The organism is Kitasatospora sp. NPDC056800, from assembly GCF_042789775.1.
Lineage (GTDB): Bacteria > Actinomycetota > Actinomycetes > Streptomycetales > Streptomycetaceae > Kitasatospora.
In genome coordinates, this window is sequence record NZ_JBHUAL010000045.1 from 1 (window position 1) to 21,300 (window position 21,300).

Annotated in this window: 14 protein-coding genes; 6 read left to right on the forward strand and 8 right to left on the reverse strand. The window is 75.6% G+C overall.

Annotation, left to right across the window (positions count from 1 at the left end):
* Positions 1-121 precede the first annotated feature (121 nt).
* The 3 genes from ACFRQN_RS13045 to ACFRQN_RS13055 form a co-directional block, all read right to left on the reverse strand.
* Positions 122-850, reverse strand: coding sequence for a heparin lyase I family protein (locus ACFRQN_RS13045; protein ID WP_074005339.1), 729 nt, complete (start codon positions 848-850; stop codon positions 122-124).
* A gap of 153 nt (positions 851-1,003) precedes the next feature.
* Positions 1,004-2,434: a uracil-xanthine permease family protein gene (locus ACFRQN_RS13050; protein WP_074005340.1), complete on the reverse strand. Its 1,431-nt coding sequence runs from the start codon at positions 2,432-2,434 to the stop codon at positions 1,004-1,006.
* A gap of 197 nt (positions 2,435-2,631) precedes the next feature.
* The gene (locus ACFRQN_RS13055) at positions 2,632-4,125 is read right to left on the reverse strand and encodes a helix-turn-helix domain-containing protein (protein ID WP_380740254.1); all 1,494 of its coding nucleotides are present in this window, start codon (positions 4,123-4,125) and stop codon (positions 2,632-2,634) included.
* A 181-nt stretch (positions 4,126-4,306) separates the two neighbouring features.
* Between ACFRQN_RS13055 and ACFRQN_RS13060 the strand changes: the two genes are divergently transcribed.
* The 4 genes from ACFRQN_RS13060 to ACFRQN_RS13075 all read left to right on the forward strand — a co-directional run bounded on the left by ACFRQN_RS13060 (position 4,307) and on the right by ACFRQN_RS13075 (position 9,167).
* Entirely contained in the window at positions 4,307-5,059 is a 753-nt protein-coding gene (locus ACFRQN_RS13060) for a DUF4232 domain-containing protein (RefSeq protein ID WP_380740256.1), read from the forward strand.
* A gap of 148 nt (positions 5,060-5,207) precedes the next feature.
* Positions 5,208-8,219: a BTAD domain-containing putative transcriptional regulator gene (locus ACFRQN_RS13065; protein ID WP_380740258.1), complete on the forward strand. Its 3,012-nt coding sequence runs from the start codon at positions 5,208-5,210 to the stop codon at positions 8,217-8,219.
* A 163-nt stretch (positions 8,220-8,382) separates the two neighbouring features.
* The gene (locus tag ACFRQN_RS13070) at positions 8,383-8,868 is read left to right on the forward strand and encodes a hypothetical protein (RefSeq protein WP_053112619.1); all 486 of its coding nucleotides are present in this window, start codon (positions 8,383-8,385) and stop codon (positions 8,866-8,868) included.
* Entirely contained in the window at positions 8,865-9,167 is a 303-nt protein-coding gene (locus ACFRQN_RS13075) for a hypothetical protein (protein ID WP_074005344.1), read from the forward strand. The genes ACFRQN_RS13070 and ACFRQN_RS13075 overlap by 4 nt, the downstream gene beginning before the upstream one ends.
* Before the next feature lie 97 nt (positions 9,168-9,264).
* On the opposite strand, the gene ACFRQN_RS13080 is transcribed toward ACFRQN_RS13075, so the two are convergent.
* Positions 9,265-9,915: a CatB-related O-acetyltransferase gene (locus ACFRQN_RS13080; protein WP_075983691.1), complete on the reverse strand. Its 651-nt coding sequence runs from the start codon at positions 9,913-9,915 to the stop codon at positions 9,265-9,267.
* Between the two features lie 280 nt (positions 9,916-10,195).
* On the opposite strand from ACFRQN_RS13080, the gene ACFRQN_RS13085 reads away from it, so the two are divergent.
* Positions 10,196-13,315 (forward strand): phosphocholine-specific phospholipase C, encoded by a 3,120-nt coding sequence (locus tag ACFRQN_RS13085; protein ID WP_380740261.1) that lies wholly within the window; start codon positions 10,196-10,198, stop codon positions 13,313-13,315.
* Positions 13,316-13,450: 135 nt separating this feature from the next.
* Complete coding sequence (locus ACFRQN_RS13090) at positions 13,451-14,785, forward strand: M14 family zinc carboxypeptidase (protein WP_380740264.1); 1,335 nt, start codon at positions 13,451-13,453, stop codon at positions 14,783-14,785.
* Here the strand turns inward: ACFRQN_RS13090 and ACFRQN_RS13095 are convergent.
* The 4 genes from ACFRQN_RS13095 to ACFRQN_RS13110 form a co-directional block, all read right to left on the reverse strand.
* The gene (locus ACFRQN_RS13095; RefSeq protein WP_380740266.1) at positions 14,782-17,016 is read right to left on the reverse strand and encodes an MMPL family transporter; all 2,235 of its coding nucleotides are present in this window, start codon (positions 17,014-17,016) and stop codon (positions 14,782-14,784) included. The two genes, ACFRQN_RS13090 and ACFRQN_RS13095, sit on opposite strands and share 4 nt — an antisense overlap.
* Before the next feature lie 229 nt (positions 17,017-17,245).
* The gene (locus ACFRQN_RS13100; protein ID WP_380740268.1) at positions 17,246-19,234 is read right to left on the reverse strand and encodes an NHL repeat-containing protein; all 1,989 of its coding nucleotides are present in this window, start codon (positions 19,232-19,234) and stop codon (positions 17,246-17,248) included.
* 144 nt (positions 19,235-19,378) lie between these two features.
* The gene (locus ACFRQN_RS13105; RefSeq protein ID WP_380740270.1) at positions 19,379-20,392 is read right to left on the reverse strand and encodes a TIGR03571 family LLM class oxidoreductase; all 1,014 of its coding nucleotides are present in this window, start codon (positions 20,390-20,392) and stop codon (positions 19,379-19,381) included.
* Positions 20,393-20,463: 71 nt separating this feature from the next.
* Positions 20,464-21,300, reverse strand: a complete 837-nt coding sequence (locus tag ACFRQN_RS13110; protein WP_375876210.1) for an aldo/keto reductase — start codon at positions 21,298-21,300, stop codon at positions 20,464-20,466.

Genomic DNA, 21,300 nt, shown 5'->3' on the forward strand with positions numbered 1-21,300 from the left:
TTTTTGTTTCTCCCCCCCCGGGCGGGGCGGGGGGCGCCCCCCGGGGGGGGGGGGGGGGCCCCCCCCCCCCGCGGGCGGGGGCCCCCGCCCGCGGCCGGGCGCGCCCCCCCCCCACGGCTGTTCACGAGCCGGCGGTGGCCGCCTCCAGGGTGGTGGCCATCACCGGGCTGGTGAAGGTGTTCGTCGCGTCGCCCGTGGAGGGGTGGTACGAGCCCCACTTGAGGTAGTTGCGGTCGCCGTCCCAGGTGGTGCCCTTGAACGTGCCCGAGCCCGTGGTGAACGTCTGCTTCACGCCGTCGAACCAGAAGTCGATGGTGCCGTCCGTGCGGCCCAGGCGGATCTTCAGCGCGTACGAGTGCCAGGTGTTGTTGGTGGTCTGCGCGGTCCACAGGGAGTGCGCCACGTGGGCGGTGTCCCACTCCTGGAGGCGGACGCGCCCGTTGACGATGTCGATCTCGATCGGGTGGTTGGCGGTGTCGGTGCTCGGCGAGCACTTCAGCTGGAAGACGTACCGGCTGTTGGTGTCCTTGATGTCCACCTTGGACGACCAGCCCAGGTAGAAGGTGTCGCCCTCCTTCAGGTCCGGGCTGAGCGTCTCGCAGCGCTCCTCACCGGCGGCCTGGAAGGCCCGCCACACGCTGCCCTTCACGGAGTCCTTCACCACGCCGAAGTTGTTCGCCGCGCACTGGACGGCCTTGAACGAGGACGGGCCCGTGCTGGTGCTCGGCGTCCACAGGACCTTGCCCGCGGCGGCGGGGCTGCTGGCGGAGGCCTGGCCGCAGGTGAGCGCCAGCGTGGCGAGGGCGGCGGCCGCGGCGGCGGCCTTGCGGCGGTGCGTCAGAACGGACATGCCTCTCCCGGGGGGATGAGTGGCCGATACGAGCGAGCAGTGATTCGACCAGCAAACCGCCCCGCCCGACCAGACGAAACGGCCGACGGAAGGTCCTTTTCGGACACTTCCGCCGGCCGTCCTCCGGGGTGAACCCGGCCCCGCTCCCGTCCGTTACGGGGTGCGCGGTGCCCCGGTTCCCCCGGTGCCCCCGGCGCCCCCGGCGCCTTCCGCGTTCTCGTCGTACGAGGAGGTGCCCTCGTCCAGCAGCGGCTCCTGTGTCTTGAGGTGCGCCGGCGCCAGCGCCCGCAGCGCGTGGTAGCCGGTGATGACGACCAGCGTGCCGAGCGCGATGCCGCTGATGCTGAAGGTGTCGGTGAACTTCAGCGACACGTTGCCGATGCCGATGATGATGCCCGCCGCGGCCGGCACCAGGTTCAGCGGGTTGCGCAGGTCGACCTGGGCCCTGGTCCAGATCTGCGCGCCGAGCAGGCCGATCATGCCGTAGAGGATCACGGTGATGCCGCCGAGCACCCCGCCGGGGATCGCGGCGACGATCGCGCCGAACTTCGGGCACAGGCCGAACAGCAGGGCGAAGCCGGCGGCGCACCAGTAGGCGGCCGTCGAGTAGACCCGGGTGGCGGCCATGACGCCGATGTTCTCCGAGTACGTGGTGTTCGGCGGGCCGCCGACGGCGGTGGAGAGCATGGAGCCGATGCCGTCCGCCGAGATCGCGGTGCCGAGCTTGTCGTCCAGGTTGGAGCCGGTCATCTCGCCGACCGCCTTGACGTGCCCGGCGTTCTCGGCGACCAGCGCGATCACCACGGGCAGCGCCACCAGGATCGCCGACCACTGGAAGGACGGGCCGTGGAAGGTCGGCAGGCCGATCCAGTCCGCCTTGCCGACACCCGACAGGTCCAGGCGCCAGTGGTCGGTCATGTGCCCGCCGCCGTCCACCGAGTGGATCTTCCCGAAGACCCGGTCGAACAGCCAGGAGATCCCGTACCCGAACAGCAGCCCCAGGAAGATCGCCACCCGCGACCAGAAGCCGCGCAGGCACACCACGGCCAGACCGGTGAACAGCATCACCAGCAGCGCCGTCCACTGGTCCTGCGGCCAGTACGTCGAGGCGGTCACCGGGGCGAGGTTGAAGCCGATCAGCATGACCACCGCGCCGGTGACGATCGGCGGCATCGTGGCGTGGATGATCCGCGCCCCGAACCGCTGGACCGCCACCCCGACCAGGAACAGCACCACGCCCACCACGAACACCGCGCCGGTCACCGTCGCGCTGGTGCCGCCCTGCGCCCGGATCACCGCCGCCACGCCCACGAAGGACAGCGAGCAGCCCAGGTAGCTGGGCACCCGGCCCTTGGTGGCCAGCAGGAAGATCACGGTCGCCACGCCGGACATCATGATCGCGAGGTTCGGGTCGAGCCCCATCAGCACGGGCGCCACGAAGCTCGCCCCGAACATCGCCACCACGTGCTGGGCGCCCAGGCCTACCGTGCGGGGCCAGGAGAGCCGTTCGTCGGGACGGACCACCGCCCCCGGCGCGGGCGTACGCCCGTCGCCGTGCAGCTTCCAGCGCACGCCGAGATCCATGGTGTTTCGCTTTCTCTGTACTTCCGAGGAACTGTCCGCACCATTGTGGTGGCCGCCGGGTGCCCTGGCGATCACCCGGCCCGCGCGTGAGCTGCGCGGACGTGTGGTAACAGCCGTCGGAGTCGGTTCCTCCGCTTGGTCCCGGCCCGCCCGGCGCGGGCGGTTCGTCCGGTTCGCCGGGCTCGGCTTCCGAGGGCTCAGCGCGGCCGGCGCTCCCACTCGCTGCCGCCCAGCGGGTAGTCGTAGCCCGGCCGCCCGGTGGCCCCGCTGGTACGGAACGGCGTGTTGCCCGCGGCGACGCGCATCGTGCCCCTGCGCCCGCCGCTGGACCAGTCCAGGGTCAGCTCCCAGCGCACGTCGTGCGCCCGGGTGTGCGCGGTGACGTAGAAGACCTCGGGATCGGACTCGCTGACCTTGCGCGGGAAGGAGCGCTGCCCGCCCCGGGCGGTGACCGTCGGACTGCCGCTGTCCAGGTCGATGTCGAAGGAGGCGCTCTCCACCCCGCCGCCGCAGCCCACCCCCATCGCGTAGTCGTTCCAGGGGAGCGGCGCGCCCTTGGTCACGACCCGTACGTGCAGCGCCTCCAGGACGACCGTGTCCTTCCCGGTGCCCTGGACGGTCAGCGCGACCCGCTGCTCCCCGGAGGCGACGGCGCCGTACGCGGCGGCCCAGCGCGGCGCCTCCGGCTCGTTGGCGGGCGGGCCGACCTGCTGGGGCGGGCTGTCGACGAGGAAGTGCTGGTAGCACGGGTTCTCGTAGACGTAGGGGCGGGTCGCGATCCTCAGCGGCGCCGGGTCGGTGGTGGCGGTGGCGGTGGGCGAGGCGCTCGCGGAGACGCCCGGGCCGGCCTCACCGGCCCCGCCCGGGTCGGAGCTGGTGAGGCCGGAACCGGCCGCGGTGCCGGGAACGGAGTCGGAGGACGAGGGGGAGGCGGAGGGCGCCTGGCCCGCGCCGCCCGGGGAAGTGGACGCGGAGGCGCCCGGCGTCGAGGGCCCGGCACTGCCCGGCTGCCCGGTGTCGGTGGCGGCCGCCTCGGCGGCGCCGGCCGGGCGCTGGTCGGCGGCCGCCTCCGCGCTCCCACCGTTGGCCCCGTTCCCGTGCCCGCCGGAGGGGACGAGGCTGAACGCCACCGCCCCCAGCACGGCCGCCGCGGTGACGGCGGCCAGCAGCACTCGGCGCCGGCCCCGCCCCGGCGCGGGGCCCCCGGACGGCACGCCGACGGCGACCGGCTCGTCCTCCTCGCCGTCCGGCGGCCCGTCCGGCGCCGGTTCGGACGGCGCCGGCTCGGACGGCGCCGGGCCGGACGGCGCCGGGCCGGTGTCCGCCTCCCGTACGGGCTCCGGGACGGGAGCGGGTACGGCCGCAGGTACGGCGGCGGCGGCAGCAGCGGGAGCGGAAGCCCCCGCCTCCTGCCCCGGCCGGGCCCGGCGCGCCCCGTCGGCCAGGATCCAGCGCCGGTGCAGTTCCATCAGCTCCTGCGGCGTCGCCCGGCAGAGCCGCGCCAGGCGGTCCAGCGGCGCGAACTCGGGCGGCACCACGGCGCCGATGCAGTAGCGGTGCAGCGTCGAGGTGCTCAGGTGCAGGCGCTTGGCGAGCGTCCCGTAGCTGAGCCCCGAACGCTCCTTCAGTTCCCCCAGCAGTGCCGCGAGATCGTCCGCCGCCGGGCTCCCCGTCGCGTGCGGCATTCCCATCGTCCAACCCCCATGTCTCATCCCCGTGTTCCAGGGCCCCGGCATCCCCCCTGCTCAGGGCCCCTCCCAGTGTCCCAGCGTCCCTGACCGGCCGTCGACCGTGGCGGCTGGGACGGGCCACCGGGCAGGCTCCGGTCATCCAAGCACCACACCGAACGATCTTCGAAGAGGCCACGCCCACATGCTCGGCATCCGCACCGCCCGCACCTCCCGCACCCGCCTCCTGGCCGCCGTCGCGACCGCCGCGCTCGCCGCGCTCACCCTGACGGCGTGCAACGACGACGCGGGGGACGCGGGCGGCAAGGGGACCTCCGCGAACTCCCCGGCGCCCACCGCCCCGCCCGCCGCGAGCGCCCCCGCCCTGGCGGCCCCCGCCCCGGCCCCCGCACCCGCCACCGGTGCCCCCGCCGCGACCGGCGCCCCGGCCCAGACCGGCTCGCCCGCCTCCGCCAAGCCCTCCGCGAAGGCCCCCGCCGCCCCGAAGCCCCCGAGCCCCGCGGACGGCAAGGCCGTCACCTGCGAGGGTTCCGTCACCAAGACCGTCGCGGCCCCGCTGACCCGCCCGGTCAACCACCTGCTGCTGACCGTCACCAACACCGGCAGCGTCCCCTGCTACCTCTACGGCTACCCGGCCGTGCGCTTCGGCGAGGCCCAGTCGGTGCCGCCGGTCATCGAGGACTCCAAGCCGCAGGCCGTCGTCACGCTCAAGCCCGGCGAGTCCGGCTACGCCTCGGTGAACCTGTCCGCCACCGACGGCAGCGGCGGCCACGGCCACACCGAGACCTCGCTGGCCGTCTACTTCCACGGCCCCTCCGGCAACGAGAGCGTCGGCGCGGGAAGCAACCCTTCGCTGCCCGCCAAGGGTCTGTACATCGACGACTCGCTCAAGGTGGGCTACTGGCAGCAGTCCATGGACGACGCCGTCACCTCGTAGTCCCCGGACCATGCGGGGCGGCGGGGCCGGTGCCCGCCGCCCCGCCGCCCGCGGTGCGCCGCCCCGCCCGTTCGTGGGCGACGCTCCGCGACCGACGGATCGCGTGCTGTCATATGCTTGTCATATACATCTGATCCAAGGGGGGTGCGTGGAGTTCCGACTGCTGGGCTCGGTGGCCGTGGTGGCCGCGGACGGCCGCGAGCTTCCGGCCGGATCGGCCAAGCGCCGCAGCCTGCTGGCCATGCTCCTGCTGAACCCCGGAGCACCGGTCACCGTCGAACGGCTCACCGAGACCCTCTGGGACGAGGAACCGCCCCGGCACTCGCGCACCGTCATCCACAACCACGTCTCCGGGCTGCGCTCCCTGCTCACCGCCCACGACGCCCCCGCCGCCGGCGTCGAACTCGTCACCGACAACGGCGCCTACCGGCTGCGGACACCCGACCAGGCCGTGGACACCGTACGGTTCGACCGCCTGGTGGCCCGCGCCCGCTCCCTGGACGACGACGCCCGGGCCGCCGCCGACCTGCGCGAGGCACTCGCCCTGTGGCGGGGCCCCGCCCTGGCCGGCACCACCGCCGGCCTGCCGCTGCAGTCCGCCGCCCGGGCCCTGGAGGAACGGCGGCTGGCCGCCGTCGAGGACCTGGCCCGCGCCCACGGCCGGCTCGGCGACCACTGCGCGGCCGCCGGCCTGCTGCACACCGAGGCCACCGCCGACCCGCTGCGCGAACCGCTGGTCGCCCACCTCATGCACGCGCTCGGCCGCGCGGGGCGCCGCTCCGAGGCCCTCGACTGGTTCCACCGCACCCGCCGGGCCCTGGCCGAGGAACTCGGCATCGACCCCGGACCGGAACTCACCGACGCCTACGCCCGCCTGCTGCGCACCGACACCCCGCCGAGCCGCCCCGACGCCGCCCCGCGCCCCGCCCTGCCGCCGGGCCGCTCCGACCGGGTGCCGCCCGCCCGCCACCCGAGCGACCAGGAACCGCCGGACCGCCTGGCCTTCGACCGCCCGGCCTTCGACCCCGTGCCGCCCACGCGGGTCCCCACCGTCGGCGGCCTGGCCTCCGTCCCCGACCAGCGGCCCGCACCCGCACCCGTACCCGCGCTCGCACCGGCCACCGCCCGCCCCCCGGCAGCACCCGCCGCCACCGCCGCGCAGCACACCCCCTGGCCCTTCCCCCGCCGCCCGCGCGGCTTCGCCGGCCGGGAGGACGAACTGGCCGCGCTCGACCGGGCCACCGCCGCCCCCGGCGCCGTCGCCCTGCTCACCGGCGGCGCCGGCGTCGGCAAGACCACCCTCGCCCTGTCCTGGGCGCACCGCCGCCACCAGGACTTCCCCGACGGCCGGCTCTTCGTCGACCTGTGCGGCCACAGCCCGCTGCCCGAGCGCGACACCGCCGCCGTCCTGCGCGAACTGCTGCTCGCCCTGGGCCTGCCCGTCGAGCGGATGCCCGCCACCGCCGAGGCGATGGGCGCCCGCTACCGCGAACTGACCGCCGGGCGCCGGATGCTGATCGTCCTGGACAACGCCCGCCGCTCCGACCAGGTGCGCCCGCTGCTGCCCGACGGCGACGACTGCGTCACCCTGGTCACCAGCCGCGACCGGCTCGGCGGCCTGGTCGCCTCCGACGCCGCCCGCCCCGTGCCGCTCGCCGAACTCTCCTCCCCGCAGGCCGTCACCCTGCTCGCCGCGACCCTCGGCCCCGACCTGGTCGCCGCCGAACCCGAGGCCGCCGCCCGCCTGGCCGACCTGTGCGACGGCCTGCCGCTGGCCCTGCGGCTGGCCGCCGCCCGCCTGGCCACCGGCCCGGCCCGCGCGCTGGCCGCCCTCGCCGACGAACTCGCCGACGAGCAGGACCGCCTGGACCTCCTCGACGTCGAGGACACCAGCGTCGCCGCCGCGCTCGCCCTGACCGTCCAGCACCTGGGCGAACCCGCCCGCCGGACGTTCCGCAGCCTCGGCGCCCACACCGGCGCCACCCTCGACAGCCGCACCGCCGCCGCCCTGGCCGGCTGCCGCCCCGACGAGGCCGCCGCCGCCCTGGCCCAACTGGCCACCGCCCACCTGATCGTGCAGATCGGCCGGGACGCCTACACCCTGCACGACCTGGTCCGCCTCTACGCCCGCAGCCTGCCCGGCGACACCGACACCCAGGTGCTGCCCCGCCTGCTCGACCACCTGCTCAACACCCTCCTCACCGCCTGCGCCGCCGCCGAACCGGGCAGCGAACCGTGCTGCGCCCTGCCGCCCGGCACCCGCCGCCCCGCCGAGGTCCGCCCCTTCCCCGACCGGGCGAGCGCCCTCGCCTGGTACGCCGCCGAACGCGACACCCTGCGCGGCGCCGTCGAGGCGGCCGTCGCCGCCGGACTGCACGACCGCGCCTGGCGCCTGGTGCTGCTCCAGTGGCCGCTGATCGTCTGGCAGGTCCGGGACGGCTGGGCGCCGCTGCTCGAACACGGCCTGGCCGCCGCCGAGGCCGACCGCGACCCCGGCGCCCAGTCCCGCGCCCGGGCCCTGCTCGGCTGGGTCCTGCTGGAGGAGGGCCGCCCCGACCAGGCCCTCGACCACCTGGAACGCGCCCCCGACCTCGCCGCCCGGGCCGGCGACGGCTGCGCCCAGGCCGTCGCCCTGGTCAACCACGCCGTCGCGCTCGCCCGCCACGGCGACCACGCCGGCCGGTCCCGGGTGCACGGCCTGCTGCTGAAGGCCCTGTCCCTGGCCGAACGGGCCGGCCGCGCCGACCTCGTCGGCCTCGCCCGCCAGCACCTGGCCCACGAGTGCCTGGCCGCCGGCGCCCACGAGGAGGCCGCCCAGCACGCCGCCCGCGGCCTGGCCGTCGCCGAACCGCCCTTCCCGGTCACCCGCCGGGTGGTCCTGCAGACCCTCTACGGCCGCGCCCTGGCCGCCACCGGCCACCCCGAGGAGGCCGCCCGCCACCTCGGCGCCGCGCTGCGCACCGCCCGCGCGCACCAGTACGGGGAGGGCGAGGCGGAGGCGGGCGCCGCGCTGCGCGCCCTGTCGGACGGCGGCGCCGCCGTGGCCGGCGCCATCGCGCCCGCCGTCGCGCCGCCGGGCACCGCGGCGCCCGGCACGGCCGTGTCCGCCGCCGCCCCCGGCGGCCCGGCGTACGCGCGGCCGTCGACCTACCCGCGCTGACCGGACCCTCGCCGACCGGACCCGCGCTGACCGGATCCACCGCCGGCGGCCGGGCACCCCCGCGCAGCACTGGCGGGCCCGCCCGAAGGGAAGGATGGACACAACGGGGGAAGCCCGGGCAGCGGGCGAAGCCGGCACACCACCTGCCCGAGGGGGATGCGCGATGACCACGCCGCCGGAGCCGAACCGTCGGTCCGAACTGCTGGAGCTGTACCTGCTCGCCGTGGAGATGGCCGACCGGGTCTCGGCCCGCCGGGGCAGCGCCAACACCTTCTTCCTGTCCGTGCAGACCGCGCTGGTCACCCTGATCGGCTTCGGCATACCGAAGTTGTCCGAGTCCCCGTGGTGGGTGCCGACCGCCGTCGCGCTGGCCGGCATCACCCTCTCCGGCGCCTGGTGGATGCAGCTGCGCAGCTACCGGGACCTCAACGGCGCCAAGTTCCAGGTCATCAACAGCCTGGAGGAGAAGCTGTCCGCGCGGATCTACACCGACGAGTGGGACGCCCTCAGGAACACCGCGGCGGCCGGCCGGCGCCACCGGCACTACACCGAACTCGGCACCACGGAACGGCTCGTGCCGATGATATTCGCGGCGGCCCATCTGATCCTGCTCACCGGCACGCTCGTCAGCGGCACACTGGCCGTATGAGCCACCTCGACCCCATCGCCGACCTGATCCGCTCCTGCCTGCCCACGGAGGCCAGACCCCCCGAGGGCGCCGACGACCTGTTCCGCCTCTACGCCGTGCTGCTGCAGGCCAAGGGCGAGCAGGTCACCGACGAGGACGTCCACAACGCCTGGACGGCCTGGACCCAGACCACCGACGACACCCACCGGGCCCTGGTGCCCTTCCACGACCTCGACGCCCGCACCCGCGCCCTGGACGCCCCGTACACCCTCGCCATCCGCACCGCCGCCCGCCGGCTCCACCGCCCCGCCACGGCCTGAGGACGGCCGCGGCCCGGGGACGGCCGCAGCCGGGGGACGGCGACGGGCCCGCGGCGGGGGAGCGGCCCCGGCCGCGGGCCCGGCACCGTACGCGGGATCAGGCGCCGGCTGCACCGGGGGCGGCGGCCGCCAGCTCGTCGACGGTGCCGGACATGACGGTGCGCAGGTGGCGGGTGAGGTGCTCGGCGGGCCAGTGCCACCAGGCGAGGTCCAGCAGGCGGGCGATGTCGGCCTCGTCGTACCGCAGCCGGATCACCTTGGCCGGGTTGCCGCCGGCGACGGCGTAGTCGGGGATGTCGGAGGTGACGACGGATCCGGCGGCGACGACGGCGCCGTGGCCGATGCGCACCCCGGGCATGACGGTGACGCGGTAGCCGAGCCACACGTCGTGGCCGACGACGGTGTCGCCGCGCCCGGGCAGGCCGGTGATCAGGTCGAGGTGCTCGGCCCAGGAGCCGCCCATGATGGGGAAGGGGAAGGTGGAGGGCCCGTCCATCCGGTGGTTGGCGCCGTTCATGACGAACCGCACCCCGGTGGCGAAGGCGCAGAACCTCCCGATGACGAGCTTCTCCGGCCCGTAGTGGTAGAGCACGTTGCGGGTCTGGAAGGCCGTCGGGTCGTCCGGGTCGTCGTAGTACGAGTACTCGCCGACCTCGATCAGCGGCGAGGTGAGCAGCGGCTTGAGGAGCACCACCCGCGGCTGTTCGGGGAAGGGGTGCAGCACGGTCGGGTCGGGCACGGCGGGGATCACCAGGGGGCACCGCTCTCGTGTTGACGGGACATCAGGGGTTCCATGATCCATCGGACGGCGCGGCGGTCCGGCGGTTTTCCCCGCACCGGCCGCCTTCCTTGATCAAATGACGTCAAGTTGTCTGTACAGCTCGGAGCCTCCTGACGGTCATCGGCCGGTCATCGGACACCACGGCCGCGTCCACCTCGGTCTCGTACACATAACGGGTCCGGTCCGAACCGCGCGGCCGGCCCCCGTACCGAAGACCCGCGGTCCGTCAGCAAGGAGCCCCACCCCCATGAGTCCGAAGCCCGAACTGTCGCGCCGCAGCGTCCTCGGCGGCGCGGCGGCGGCCGCGGTGCTGTCCGCCCTCCCCATCAGCGTCCAGCAGGCCCTCGCCGCACCGGCCCGGCCCGGACGGCTGGCGGACATCCAGCACGTCGTGGTGTTCATGCAGGAGAACCGCGCCTTCGACCACTACTTCGGCACCCTGGCGGGCGTGCGCGGCTTCGGCGACCGCACCGCCGTACGCGGCGTCGACGGCCGCTCGGTGTTCCACCAGCCCGACCCCGGCCGCAAGGAGGGCTACCTGCTGCCCTTCGCGATGAACGCCGCCCACACCAGCGCCTACCAGCAGGGCGCGCCGTCCTTCGGCTACGGCGACTCGATGAGCGCCTGGAACGACGGGCGCGCCGACGGCTCCGTCACCCGCCGCTCCTCCGGCTGGCTCGGCCAGGGCTACTACGAGTCCGCCGACATGCCCTTCTACCACGCCCTCGCCTCGGTGTTCACGGTCTGCGACGCCTACTACTCCTCGACGCAGTGCAACACCAACACCAACCGCGACCACGCGATGACCGGCACCAGCGGCGGCACCGTGCGGGACACCCCGGTGACCGACAACACCGAGATCCCCGGCGGCTACGAGTGGACCACCTACGCCGAGCGCCTGGAAAAGGCCGGCGTCAGCTGGAGGACCTACCAGGCCCTCGACAACTTCGACGACAACGCCCTCGCCTGGTTCACCCCCTTCGTCAAGGCCAAGCCCGGCGAGCCGCTGTACGAGCGCGGCATGCGCGCCGTCGGCGACCCGGCCAAGGCGAAGGACCCGTTCGCCATGGGCGACGCCCTCGTCGAGGCCTTCACCGCCGACGTCCAGGCCGACCGCCTCCCGCAGGTCTCCTGGATCGTCGCCCCCGCCGCCCTGTCCGAGCACGCCAACTACGCGCCGCCGAACGGCGAACACCTCACCGCCCGGCTGCTCTCCGCGCTCGCCGCCAAGCCCGAGGTGTTCCAGAAGACCGTCTTCATCCTCAACTACGACGAGCACGGCGGCTTCTTCGACCACCAGCTGCCGCCCGTCCCGCCGCTGGCCGACGGCCGCGGCAAGTCCAACGTCCCGGTCGACGGCGAGGTCGTCGTCCGCGTCGCCAAGGGCGGCTCCACCTACCACCGGGTGGTGGGCCAGGACGGGAAGTACCGGGTCAAGGCCGCCGACGGCACCCTCGGCTGGTCCGCCACCCTCCCCGCCGGCGAGACCCTGGTCTCCGGCCCCTACCCGATGGGCCTGGGCGTCCGGGTGCCGATGGTCGTCGTCTCCCCGTGGACCCGCGGCGGCGTCGTCGACTCCACCGTCTACGACCACACCTCCGTCCTGCGCTTCCTGGAACAGCGCTTCGGCGTCCAGGAACCCAACATCAGCCCCTGGCGGCGCGCCGTCTGCGGCGACCTCACCAACGTCTTCGACTTCTCCGGCCGCAACCCCGCCTGGCCGCAGCTGCCCGACACCAGCGGCAACCGCCGCAAGGTCGACGACACCGGCAAGCTCCCCGCCCCCACCGTGCCCAGCCCGCAGACCTTCCCCCAACAGCAGCGCGGCACCCGCTCCTCCCGCCCCGCCCCCTACAACCTGCTGGTCAAGCCCCGCCTCAAGGGCGACGAACTCACCCTCGACTTCGTCAACCAGGGCCGCCAGGGCGCCGTCTTCGCCGTCTACCCCGCCCCCGGCGAGGCCCCCAAGCACTACACCGTCGCCGCCAGGAGCCGCCTGTCCGACGTCTGGAAGGTCGGCCCGGCCGGCTACGACCTGCGCGTCCACGGCCCCGACGGCGCCCTGTGGCACCTGCGCGGCGACACCGCCTCCGGCTACGAGGTCTCCCTCTCCGAGGAGGGCGGCGGCAAGGTGCTGGAGGTCGACGTCATCAACCGCTCGCGCACCGCCCAGACCTTCCTCGTCGGCGACCTCGCCTACGGCGACGGCCTGCGCGAGGTACGGGTCGCGGCCGGCGACGACCGCACCGTCAACCTCAAGGTCGGCCCCGAGGGCTGGTACGACGTCGCCGTCGCCGTCCAGGGCGACCTCGCCTTCCGCCGCCGCATCGCCGGCCGCTTCCCCTGGGACGACCGCACCGTCACCGACCCCGCCCTCGGCCTGGCCGACCCCCTCACCGTCGACCTCGCCCTCGGCGCCGCCTCCACCACCATCGACGAACCCGTCCTGCTGCCCGGCCGCCCCGCCACCGTCACCGCCACCCTCACCGCCACCACCGCCCTCACCCGCCTGGAGACCCAGCCGCTGCTCCCGCCCGGCTGGACGGCCACCACCGTCACCGCCGCACCCGACAAGCTCGCCGCCGGCGCCACCGCCACCGCCGTCTGGCAGGTCACCCCGCCCGCCCAACTGCCCGCCGGCGCCACCCACCGCCTGCTGGTCACCGCCCGCGCCCAGGCCGACGGCCGCCTCGCCCTCGCCGACGGCGAACTCGCCGCCCGCCCCGCCCCGGCGATGACCGGCCACCTCCTCGACGAGGACTTCGAATCCCTCGCCGGCGCCCTCAAGCCGGAGTCCGGCCTGCTCGGCTGGACCGCCCAGGCCCCCAAGGGCTGGACGGTCGTCAACGCCCCCGCCATGCCCCAGGGCACCGTCCGCCTCCAGGGCTGGACCTTCCACACCAAGCGCGAATGGGCCGCCCTCGGCGCCCAGGACCGCGGCAACTTCACCCGCGCCCTGGGCGTCGTCGCCGTCGCCGACCCCGACGACTGGGACGACACCGGCTCGCCCTCCCGCAAGGGCGTCTTCGACTCCACCCTGGTCTCGCCCGCCGTCGCCATCCCGGCCGGCACCGACACCCTCCACCTCGCCTTCGACTCCCACTACCGCCAGGAGGCCCCGCAGAAGGCCTCCGTCACCGCCGTCTTCGACAACGGCACCGAGACCCGCCTGCTCGCCTACAGCTCCGACGCCACCGGCAACGACAACGCCGGCAAGGACGTCCAGAACACCCGGATCACCCGCAGCCTCGCCGTCCCCGCCGGAGCCCGCTCGGTGACCCTCAGGTTCCGCATGTACGACGCCGGCAACAACTGGTACTGGGCCGTCGACCACATCCGCCTCGACACCCGCCCCGTCACCGACTGACCCCTCCAGCCCCTCCAGTCCCTCCAGCCCTACCGGGCCCGCCCGAGCCACCGCGCCCGGGCGGGCCCGACCCGTACCGGCGGCCCCGCGTGCCAGGTAGAACTACTGCCACGACCACAGGGGAGGAAACCGAAGGTGACCGACACGACGACCCCGGCCGGCCGGGCCGCCAAGCTCCACGACCGCTACCCGAGCCTCGACGAACTCACCGCCACCGCCCACCAGTTGGCCGCCCACCGGCCCGACCGCTGCCGGGTGCGCACCGTCGGCACCTCCCGCGCCGGACGCCCCCTGACCCTGCTGACCGTCGGCCCCGCCCCGCACGGAACCGGCCGCGCCCCGCACAACCTCCTCGTCGTCGCCGGCGCCCACGCCGACGAGTTCGCCGCCCGCGCCGCCGTCGACGACCTCGCCCACCACGCCCTCACGGCCCAACGCCCCGACCTCGCCTGGCACTTCCTGCTCTGCCTCGACCCCGACGGCGCCCACCTCGCCGACGGCAGCCGCCACGCCCGCACCCTGCCCGACTACTTCGACCACTACTACCGCCCCGCCGCCGAGGAACAGCCCGAATGGGCCCCCGCCGCCGGCGCCGACCTCCCCGAGAGCCGCACCCTCCTCGACCTCATCGACGAACTGCGCCCCACCCTCCAGTTCTCCCTCCACAGCACCGATGTCGGCGGCACCTTCGTCCAGGCCACCAGCGACCCCGCCGCCCTCGCCCACCCCTTCGCCCGCTCCGCCGCCCACCACGGCATCCCCGTCGAGACCGGCAACTTCGACACCTTCCGCCTGCACGAATCCGGCCCCGGCGTCTACCTCATGACCCCCCACCACATCGACCGGCAGGAGACCACCACCGGCGTCCTCACCCCCCACCACGGCGCCGACGAAGCCCGCGCCGGCACCTGGTTCGCCCCCCAGCGCCACGGCGGCCAGACCGTCCTCGTCGAAGTCCCCGCCTTCACCAGCGCCCACCTCGGCGACAACCGCCCCGCCACCGCCGTCCGCCTGTACCTGCGCACCTGCGCCGACCGCCTGCGCCACCGCGGCACACTCCTCACCGCACTCCTCGACGCCGCCCTGCCCTACGTGCGAAACCCCGACACCCCCCTGCTGCGCGCCGCCCGCACCCCGCTCACCGCCCTGCACCAACTCGCCGACGCATGGGACCCGGACGGCCACGGACAGGAGCTCCTGCAGACCCCGATCACCCGCGCCCGCCTCACCGGCATCGACCTGTGGGCCCACCGCGTCCCGGTCCGCGCCGCCGCCCTGCTGCGCCGCGCCGTCCGCGTCGCCGGCGCCCCCGCCGCACCCCAGGCCGCCCGCCTCGACCACCTGCTGCGCGACTGGTGCGCCCAGTACCAGCGGACCTTCCAGCCCGTCTGGCTCCCCGTCGCCCGCCAGGCCGCCCACCAGGCCGCCACCGTCCGCGCCGCCGTCGCCCTGCGCCACCCGGCGAGTTAGGAGTTCACGCCCTCGGTGTCGATGTGCGGCAGCACCCGGTCCAGGAACCGCGGCGTCCACCAGGCCGCCGAGCCCAGCAGCGTCATCACCGCCGGCACCAGCAGCAGCCGCACCACCGTCGCGTCCACCAGCACGCTCACCGCCAGGCCCAGACCCATCATCTTGATGACCACGTTGTCGCTGACGACGAACGCCGCGAACACGCTCACCATGATCAGCGCCGCGCAGGTGATCACCCGCGCGGTGATCTCCAGCGCGTGCGCCACCGCGTCCCGGCTGCGCCCGGTGCGCAGCCAGGCCTCGTGCACCCGGGAGAGCAGGAAGATCTCGTAGTCCATGCTCAGCCCGAAGACGATCGCGAACATCATCATCGGCACGTAGCTCTCGATCGGGACCTTCCCCGCCACCCCCAGCGCCGGCCCGCCCCAGCCCCACTGGAACACCGCCACCACCACCCCGTACGAGGCCGCGATCGACAGCAGGTTGAGCACCGCCGCCTTGACCGCGACCAGCACGCCGCGGAAGACCAGCAGGATGATCAGGAAGGCCAGCCCGACCACCACCGCGATGATCGGCACCAGCCGGCTCGACACGATGTCCAGGAAGTCGACCTGCGCCGCGGTGTTGCCGGTCACGTACGTCCGCGCGCCGCTGCCGGCCACCGCGCCGGGCAGCACCGTGTCCGCCAGCCGGTTCACCAGGTCGGTGGTGGCCCGGTCCTGCGGGGCGCCCGCCGGGACGACGGTGGCGAACAGCACCGCCCCGTCCGGGCTGGTCTGCGGAGGGGTGCTGCTCGCGGCGCCGGGCAGGCCGGTGAGCGCCCGCTGCACCGAGGCCTGCACCCCGGCCCGCGCGTCGGCGGGCACCGCGCCCTGGTCGACCACCACCGTCAGCGGCGCGTTCGAACCCGGCCCGAAGGCCTGGGACATCAGGTCGTAGGCCCGCCGGTCGGTGAAGTCCGTGGAGTCCGCGCCGTCGCCGATGTGGCCCAGCTGGATGGAGAACAGCGGGACGGACAGCACCGCCAGCACCACCACCCCGGCCACCAGGTACCACCACGGCCGCGCCTCCACCCGCCGGGCGTAGCGGTGCCACGCCCCGCCCCGCCCGTCCCCGCCCTGCCCGTCCCCGCCCGCCTCGGCGACCGGACGGCGCACCGCGAACCGGTCCATCCGGCGCCCGATCAGCCCCATCAGCGCCGGCAGCAGGGTCAGCGCCCCCAGCACCGCCGACACCACCGTGACGGCCGCCGCCGCCCCCAGCTTGGCGATGAAGGAGATCCCCGACACCGACAGCCCGGACAGCGCGATGACCACCGTGCAGCCGGAGACCAGCACCGCCCGCCCACTGGTGGCCACCGCCTGCCCGGCCGAGGCCACCGGGTCCACCCCGTCCATCAGGTTCTGCCGGTGACGGGTCAGCAGGAACAGCGCGTAGTCGATCCCCACCCCGATGCCGATCATCGTCGCCAGCGTCGGCGCCACGGTCGCGAACGTCGACAGCGCCGCCACCAGCCCCAGCACCCCCAGCCCGACCACCACCGCGACCAGCGCCGTCAGCAGCGGCAGCCCCGCCGCGATCGCACTGCCGAACCCCACCAGCAGCACCACCACCGCCACCGCGAAACCGATCACCTCGCTGGACCGGTCGTCCGCCGCCGGCCGGGCCAGCTCGCCCAGCGGACCCCCGTACTCCACCTGCACCCCGGCCGCCCGCAGCGGCGCCACCGCCGCGTCCACCCCCGGCAGGTAGTCCTTGCCCAGCAGCGTCGGATTGGTGTCGAACCGCACGGTCAGGTACCCGGTCAGCCCGTCGGCGGACAGCGGCCCGCCCGGCACCGGGCCCTGCCCCGGCGGCGGCAGCGGACTCTGCACCGACAGCACGTGCGGCAGCTGCTGCAGCGCCGCCACCGCCCCGGCGATCTGCGGCTGGAAGCCCGTCAGCTGCGCCGCGTCGTGCAGCACCACCTGGGAACTGGTGCCCGCCGCGGCCGGCTCGTGCGCCTGCAACACGCTCCGGCCCTGCTGCGCCTGGGTGCCGGGCAGCGAGAAGTCGTCCGAGTAGGAGCCGCCGACGGCCCGGTTGGCGGCCTGGACGCCGGCCAGGGCGACGAGCCACAGCAGGATGACGGTCAGCCAGTGGCGCGCGCACCACTCGCCCAGGCGGCGCAGCGCCGAGCGCCGGGCCGGTGGCGCGGTGGCCGAGGGGGCGGGGCGGGCGGACGGCGGCATGGAAGGCTCCCGGGTCTCCTGCACGGCGGTGCGCCGATTCGGCGCAGTGTCCCCGACGGCCCGCGGCCCGCCACCGGTACCGGCGGGTAGTCGCCCCTACGGCCCCGGGGGCCCGGGGCCGACGGCCCGACGGCCCCGCGACCTGCGGCCCCAACCCGACGCCCCCGACGTCCCCGGCGGCACCGGCCCGTAGGCCCGCGCCGCCGCACAAGGGACGGCCGGCCCCCGGTCAGGGCCGGGCGGCGGCCCCGCCGAGCCCCGGGGCCGGCACGGGCGCGGCGGCGCCGACCAGGACGACGAGTTCGTGGCCGCCCGGGTTGGTCTGCAGGGGCAGGGTGCGCCAGTTGTTGGCGAGCCATACGTTGCCGGACGGGTCGATCCGCAGGCCGGTGTTGCGCTCCAGCCCGTCGCTCGGGTAGCCGGTGTCGGGCGGGGACAGCGGCTGGCCGGTGGTGAAGCCGGGCGGGCAGGCGGCGAGGTCGACGCCGCACAGCCGGGCGACGCGGTGGCCGCCGAAGTTGGCGATCCAGACGGTGTCCTCGCCGTCGACGGCGACGCCCCAGGGCAGGAACAGGCCGCCGCCGGTGAAGGGTTCGGGGGCCGGGGTGCCGTCGGAGCGGATCAGGGTGACGGAGGCGCCCGGGCGCGGGCCCGCGTCGCCCGCGACGGCGGCGTCCGCGAGGTCCCCGGCGGTGGTGTCGCCGCAGGGCACCGGCAGGATGCCGCTGTTGGCGACCCAGGCGTTGCCCCGGCTGTCGGTGGCGATGCCGAGCGGGCGGCGCAGCCCGCCGCCGGTCACCGCCCGCTCCAGGGTGCCGTCGGGGCCCAGGACCTGCACGCTGTCGCTGCCGTTGCCGCTGACCCACAGCCGCCCCGCCGGGTCGACGGCGGCGCCGAAGGGCTTGTGCAGCGCGGGGGTGGGGACCTCCCGGGCGCGGGTGGCGTCGCCGTCGGGGACGCGGGTCACGCTGTCCGCGCCGCAGCCGGCCGCCCATACGGTGCCGGAGCGGTCGGCGGCCAGGCCCTGGGGCTGGACGATGCCGTCGGCGCGCCACCCCTCGGGCGGGGAGAGCGGGGTGCCGTCCGGGGCGAACTGCGAGAGGCTGCGCTCCAGCGGGGCCGGGTCGATCGGGCAACCATGGCCCTGGAAGCCGAAGTTGGCGACCCAGACGGAGCCCCGGGCGTCGACGGTGACGCCGAACCCGGCGCCGTACAGGCCGCCGCCCCGGTAGGGGGCGCCGGGGGCGTCCCGGCCGTCCGGGGTGAACTTCAGGACGGTGTCGCCGCCGCAGACCGGCACGGTGGGGTCGGCGCCGTAGCGGTAGTTGTTGCTGACCCAGGCGTTGCCGTCGGCGTCGAAGGCGATGTTGCCGGGGCCGTCGAGCTCGTGGCCGTTGCCGTCGTAGCGCAGGGCCACGGTCCAGGCCTCGGGGGCGGCGGGCAGGGCGGGCCGGTAGCGGGGGGCGGTGGCGGCGAGGGCGAACAGCTCGGCGGCGTTGTGGCCCGGGTCGTGGGCGATGTCCACGGCGGCCCGCAGAGTGTCGCGGGGCCGCTCCCGCCCGGGGCGCCGGGCCAGGTCCAGCAGCCGGTCGCAGGAGTCGCCGCCGGCGCCGTCGACGCAGGCGGCGAGCAGGTTGGCGAGGGTGTTGAACTCGGCCAGGGTCGAGGTGAGCGCGCCGTTGGGCGGGGCGGCGAGCGGGGCGGCGATGCCGCCGGTGCCGGTGTCGGCCAGGTTGTGGGCGACGGCGGCGGCGTTGCGCAGCCCGGGGTCGGGGCCGGCCACGCCGTCGGGGCCGGTGAAGCGGGCCAGGGCGTAGGCGACGGCCACGGTGGTGCGCTCGTTGACGACGAGTTCGGGCGGCGCCCCGGCCCCGCTCAGGACGGCGGCGAGCACCGCCGGCCCGCCGGCGCCGCGCGCGCCCCCGGGCCCGGGCAGGCCGGCCAGCACGTACAGCACGGCGCGCGGGTCCTCGGGGCGGCGGTAGTCCAGGACGAAGCGCCCGTCCCGCGCGCTGCGGGTGCGGGCCAGCACCCGGGGCGCGGCGCCCGCGCCGTCCCCGGCCTGGTAGAGGGTCACCTCGGCGCCGCCCAGCGGGGTGTCGCCGCTGCGCACCACCCCGCACTGGCCGGTGGGGGCGGCGGCCGTGGCGTGGGAGGGTCCGGCGGCGAGCTGGGCCAGGAGGGCGGCGGTCAGCAGGACGCCGCGGCGTCGGCGCATGGGGGCTCCGTTTCGGCGGTAGGGGGACGAACGGCGGTTCGTCCCCCTACCTGCCACACCGGCCGGCCGCCCGGGCGCATCCGGCCGCGGGACGCGGCGGAAATTGCCCGGTACGGGCGAGCCGGCGCGGGGCCCGTCCCCGGCTCAGCCGCGCTGCCCGGCCGCCGCGGCGGAGGGGGCGGGGGCGGCGAAGCGGGGCAGCACCTCCTCGGCGAGCTCCTGGAGCAGCTCGTCGACGGGGCGGTCGTTGGGGCGCAGGTTGAAGGAGACGTGGGCGACGCCGAGTTCGGCCATCAGCTCCAGGTGCTCGATCAGGGCGGTGCGCCCGGTGCTGAGGCCGAGCCGGATGGGGCGCGGCGCGGCGGCCGGGTCCTCGGCGAGGGTGAGGACCATCGGTGTCAGGTAGGGCTTGTCGCCGGCGAGGTCGCGCCACTGGCGCAGCCGCGTGCGCAGCGCGTCCGGGTCGCGGGGGTAGTTGAGGGAGGCGTCGGCGTGCTCGGCGATCCACTCGGGGCTCTGCTGGGCGCCGCCGGCGACGGCGATCGGGATGCCCCCGGGGTGGACGGGCCGGGGCAGGACCTCCAGCTGCTGCTCGGCGCCGAGGCCGGCGGCGGGCAGTTCCAGCGGGCCGGGGCGCCAGGCGGCGCGCAGGGTCTCGACGCCGGTGCGGAAGGCGGCGCCGCGGCCGTGGAAGTCGCGGTCGAACAGCGGGTACTCGACGGGGCGGTCGCCGCTGGCCAGGCCGAGCAGCAGGCGCCCGCCGGAGAGCACGTCGACGGTGGCGGCGGCCTTGGCGACGAGCAGCGGCTCGCGCAGCGGCAGGACGACCGCGCCGGTGGCGAGGACCGCGTCGCGGGTGAGGGCGGCGAGGTGGCCGAGGTGGGTGAAGGTCTCGAAGACGCTGCCGGCGTCGCCGAACCGGACGGGGTCGTAGAGCGGGACGTCGCGCACCCACAGGGCGGCGAAGCCGAGGCGGTCGGCGAGGGCGGCGAGGCGGGCGTGCCCGGCGAGGTCGGGGACGCCGAAGGGGCGGCCGGCCGCGCGGTCGGCCCGGCCGCGGTCCTGGCCCCAGTCGTTGTCCAGGGGCAGTTCCAGGCCGATGGTCAGCCGGCCGTCGGCGGGGGCCAGTCGGGCGAGTGCGGGGTGGGACGGGGCCATGGCGGGTCCTTCACAAAAGATCCCGCCCCGGGCGGCGGTGCGACCGCCCGGGACGGGAGAGTGGGGCGGGGTCAGCTCGCGTTGAACTGGTCCGGGTGCGGGCCGGTGCGCAGGTCGCGGTCGCCGGCGGCGATCGCGGCCATGTCCTGCGCGGTCAGCTCGAAGTCGAAGACGTCGAGGTTCTGCCGGATGCGGGCCGGGGTGACCGACTTGGGGATGACGATGTTGCCGAGCTGCAGGTGCCAGCGCAGGACGACCTGGGCGGGGGACTTGCCGGTGCGGGCGGCGATCGCGGTGATCGCCGGGTCGTCCAGGACGGCGCCCTGGGCGAGCGGGCTCCAGGCCTCAGTGGCGATGCCGTGCTCGGCGTGGAAGGCGCGCAGCTCGGCCTGCTGGAGGCCGGGGTGCAGCTCGACCTGGTTGACGGCGGGCACCAGCGCGCTGGTGTCCAGCAGGCGCTGGAGGTGGGCGGGCTGGAAGTTGGACACGCCGGCGGCGCGGACGCGGCCCTCCTCGACGAGGCGCTCCAGGGCGCGCCAGGTGTCGAGGTAGAGGTCGCGGGCCGGGGTGGGCCAGTGGATGAGGTAGAGGTCGACGTGGTCCAGGCCGAGCTTGGCGAGGCTGGCGTCGAAGGCGCGCAGGGTGGCGTCGTAGCCCTGGTCGGCGTTCCACAGCTTGGTGGTGACGAACAGGTCCTCGCGGGCCACGCCGGAGGCGGCCAGGGCGCGGCCGACGCCGGTCTCGTTGCCGTAGATGGCGGCGGTGTCGATGCTGCGGTAGCCGGCCTCCAGGGCGGCGGCGACGGCGGCGGTGGTCTGGTCGTCGGGGACCTGGAAGACGCCGAAGCCGAGCTGGGGGATCTCGACGCCGTTGTTCAGCTTCACGGTGGGGACGGTGGGGGTGGTCAT

Coding starts and splice junctions, on each gene's coding strand:
- ACFRQN_RS13060 (WP_380740256.1), top strand. CDS start 4,307: ATGCTCGGCATCCGCACCGCCCGCACCTCCCGCACCCGCCTCCTGGCC.
- ACFRQN_RS13110 (WP_375876210.1), bottom strand. CDS start 21,300: ATGACCACCCCCACCGTCCCCACCGTGAAGCTGAACAACGGCGTCGAG.
- ACFRQN_RS13045 (WP_074005339.1), bottom strand. CDS start 850: ATGTCCGTTCTGACGCACCGCCGCAAGGCCGCCGCCGCGGCCGCCGCC.
- ACFRQN_RS13070 (WP_053112619.1), top strand. CDS start 8,383: ATGACCACGCCGCCGGAGCCGAACCGTCGGTCCGAACTGCTGGAGCTG.
- ACFRQN_RS13100 (WP_380740268.1), bottom strand. CDS start 19,234: ATGCGCCGACGCCGCGGCGTCCTGCTGACCGCCGCCCTCCTGGCCCAG.
- ACFRQN_RS13055 (WP_380740254.1), bottom strand. CDS start 4,125: ATGGGAATGCCGCACGCGACGGGGAGCCCGGCGGCGGACGATCTCGCG.
- ACFRQN_RS13075 (WP_074005344.1), top strand. CDS start 8,865: ATGAGCCACCTCGACCCCATCGCCGACCTGATCCGCTCCTGCCTGCCC.
- ACFRQN_RS13085 (WP_380740261.1), top strand. CDS start 10,196: ATGAGTCCGAAGCCCGAACTGTCGCGCCGCAGCGTCCTCGGCGGCGCG.
- ACFRQN_RS13095 (WP_380740266.1), bottom strand. CDS start 17,016: ATGCCGCCGTCCGCCCGCCCCGCCCCCTCGGCCACCGCGCCACCGGCC.
- ACFRQN_RS13050 (WP_074005340.1), bottom strand. CDS start 2,434: ATGGATCTCGGCGTGCGCTGGAAGCTGCACGGCGACGGGCGTACGCCC.
- ACFRQN_RS13105 (WP_380740270.1), bottom strand. CDS start 20,392: ATGGCCCCGTCCCACCCCGCACTCGCCCGACTGGCCCCCGCCGACGGC.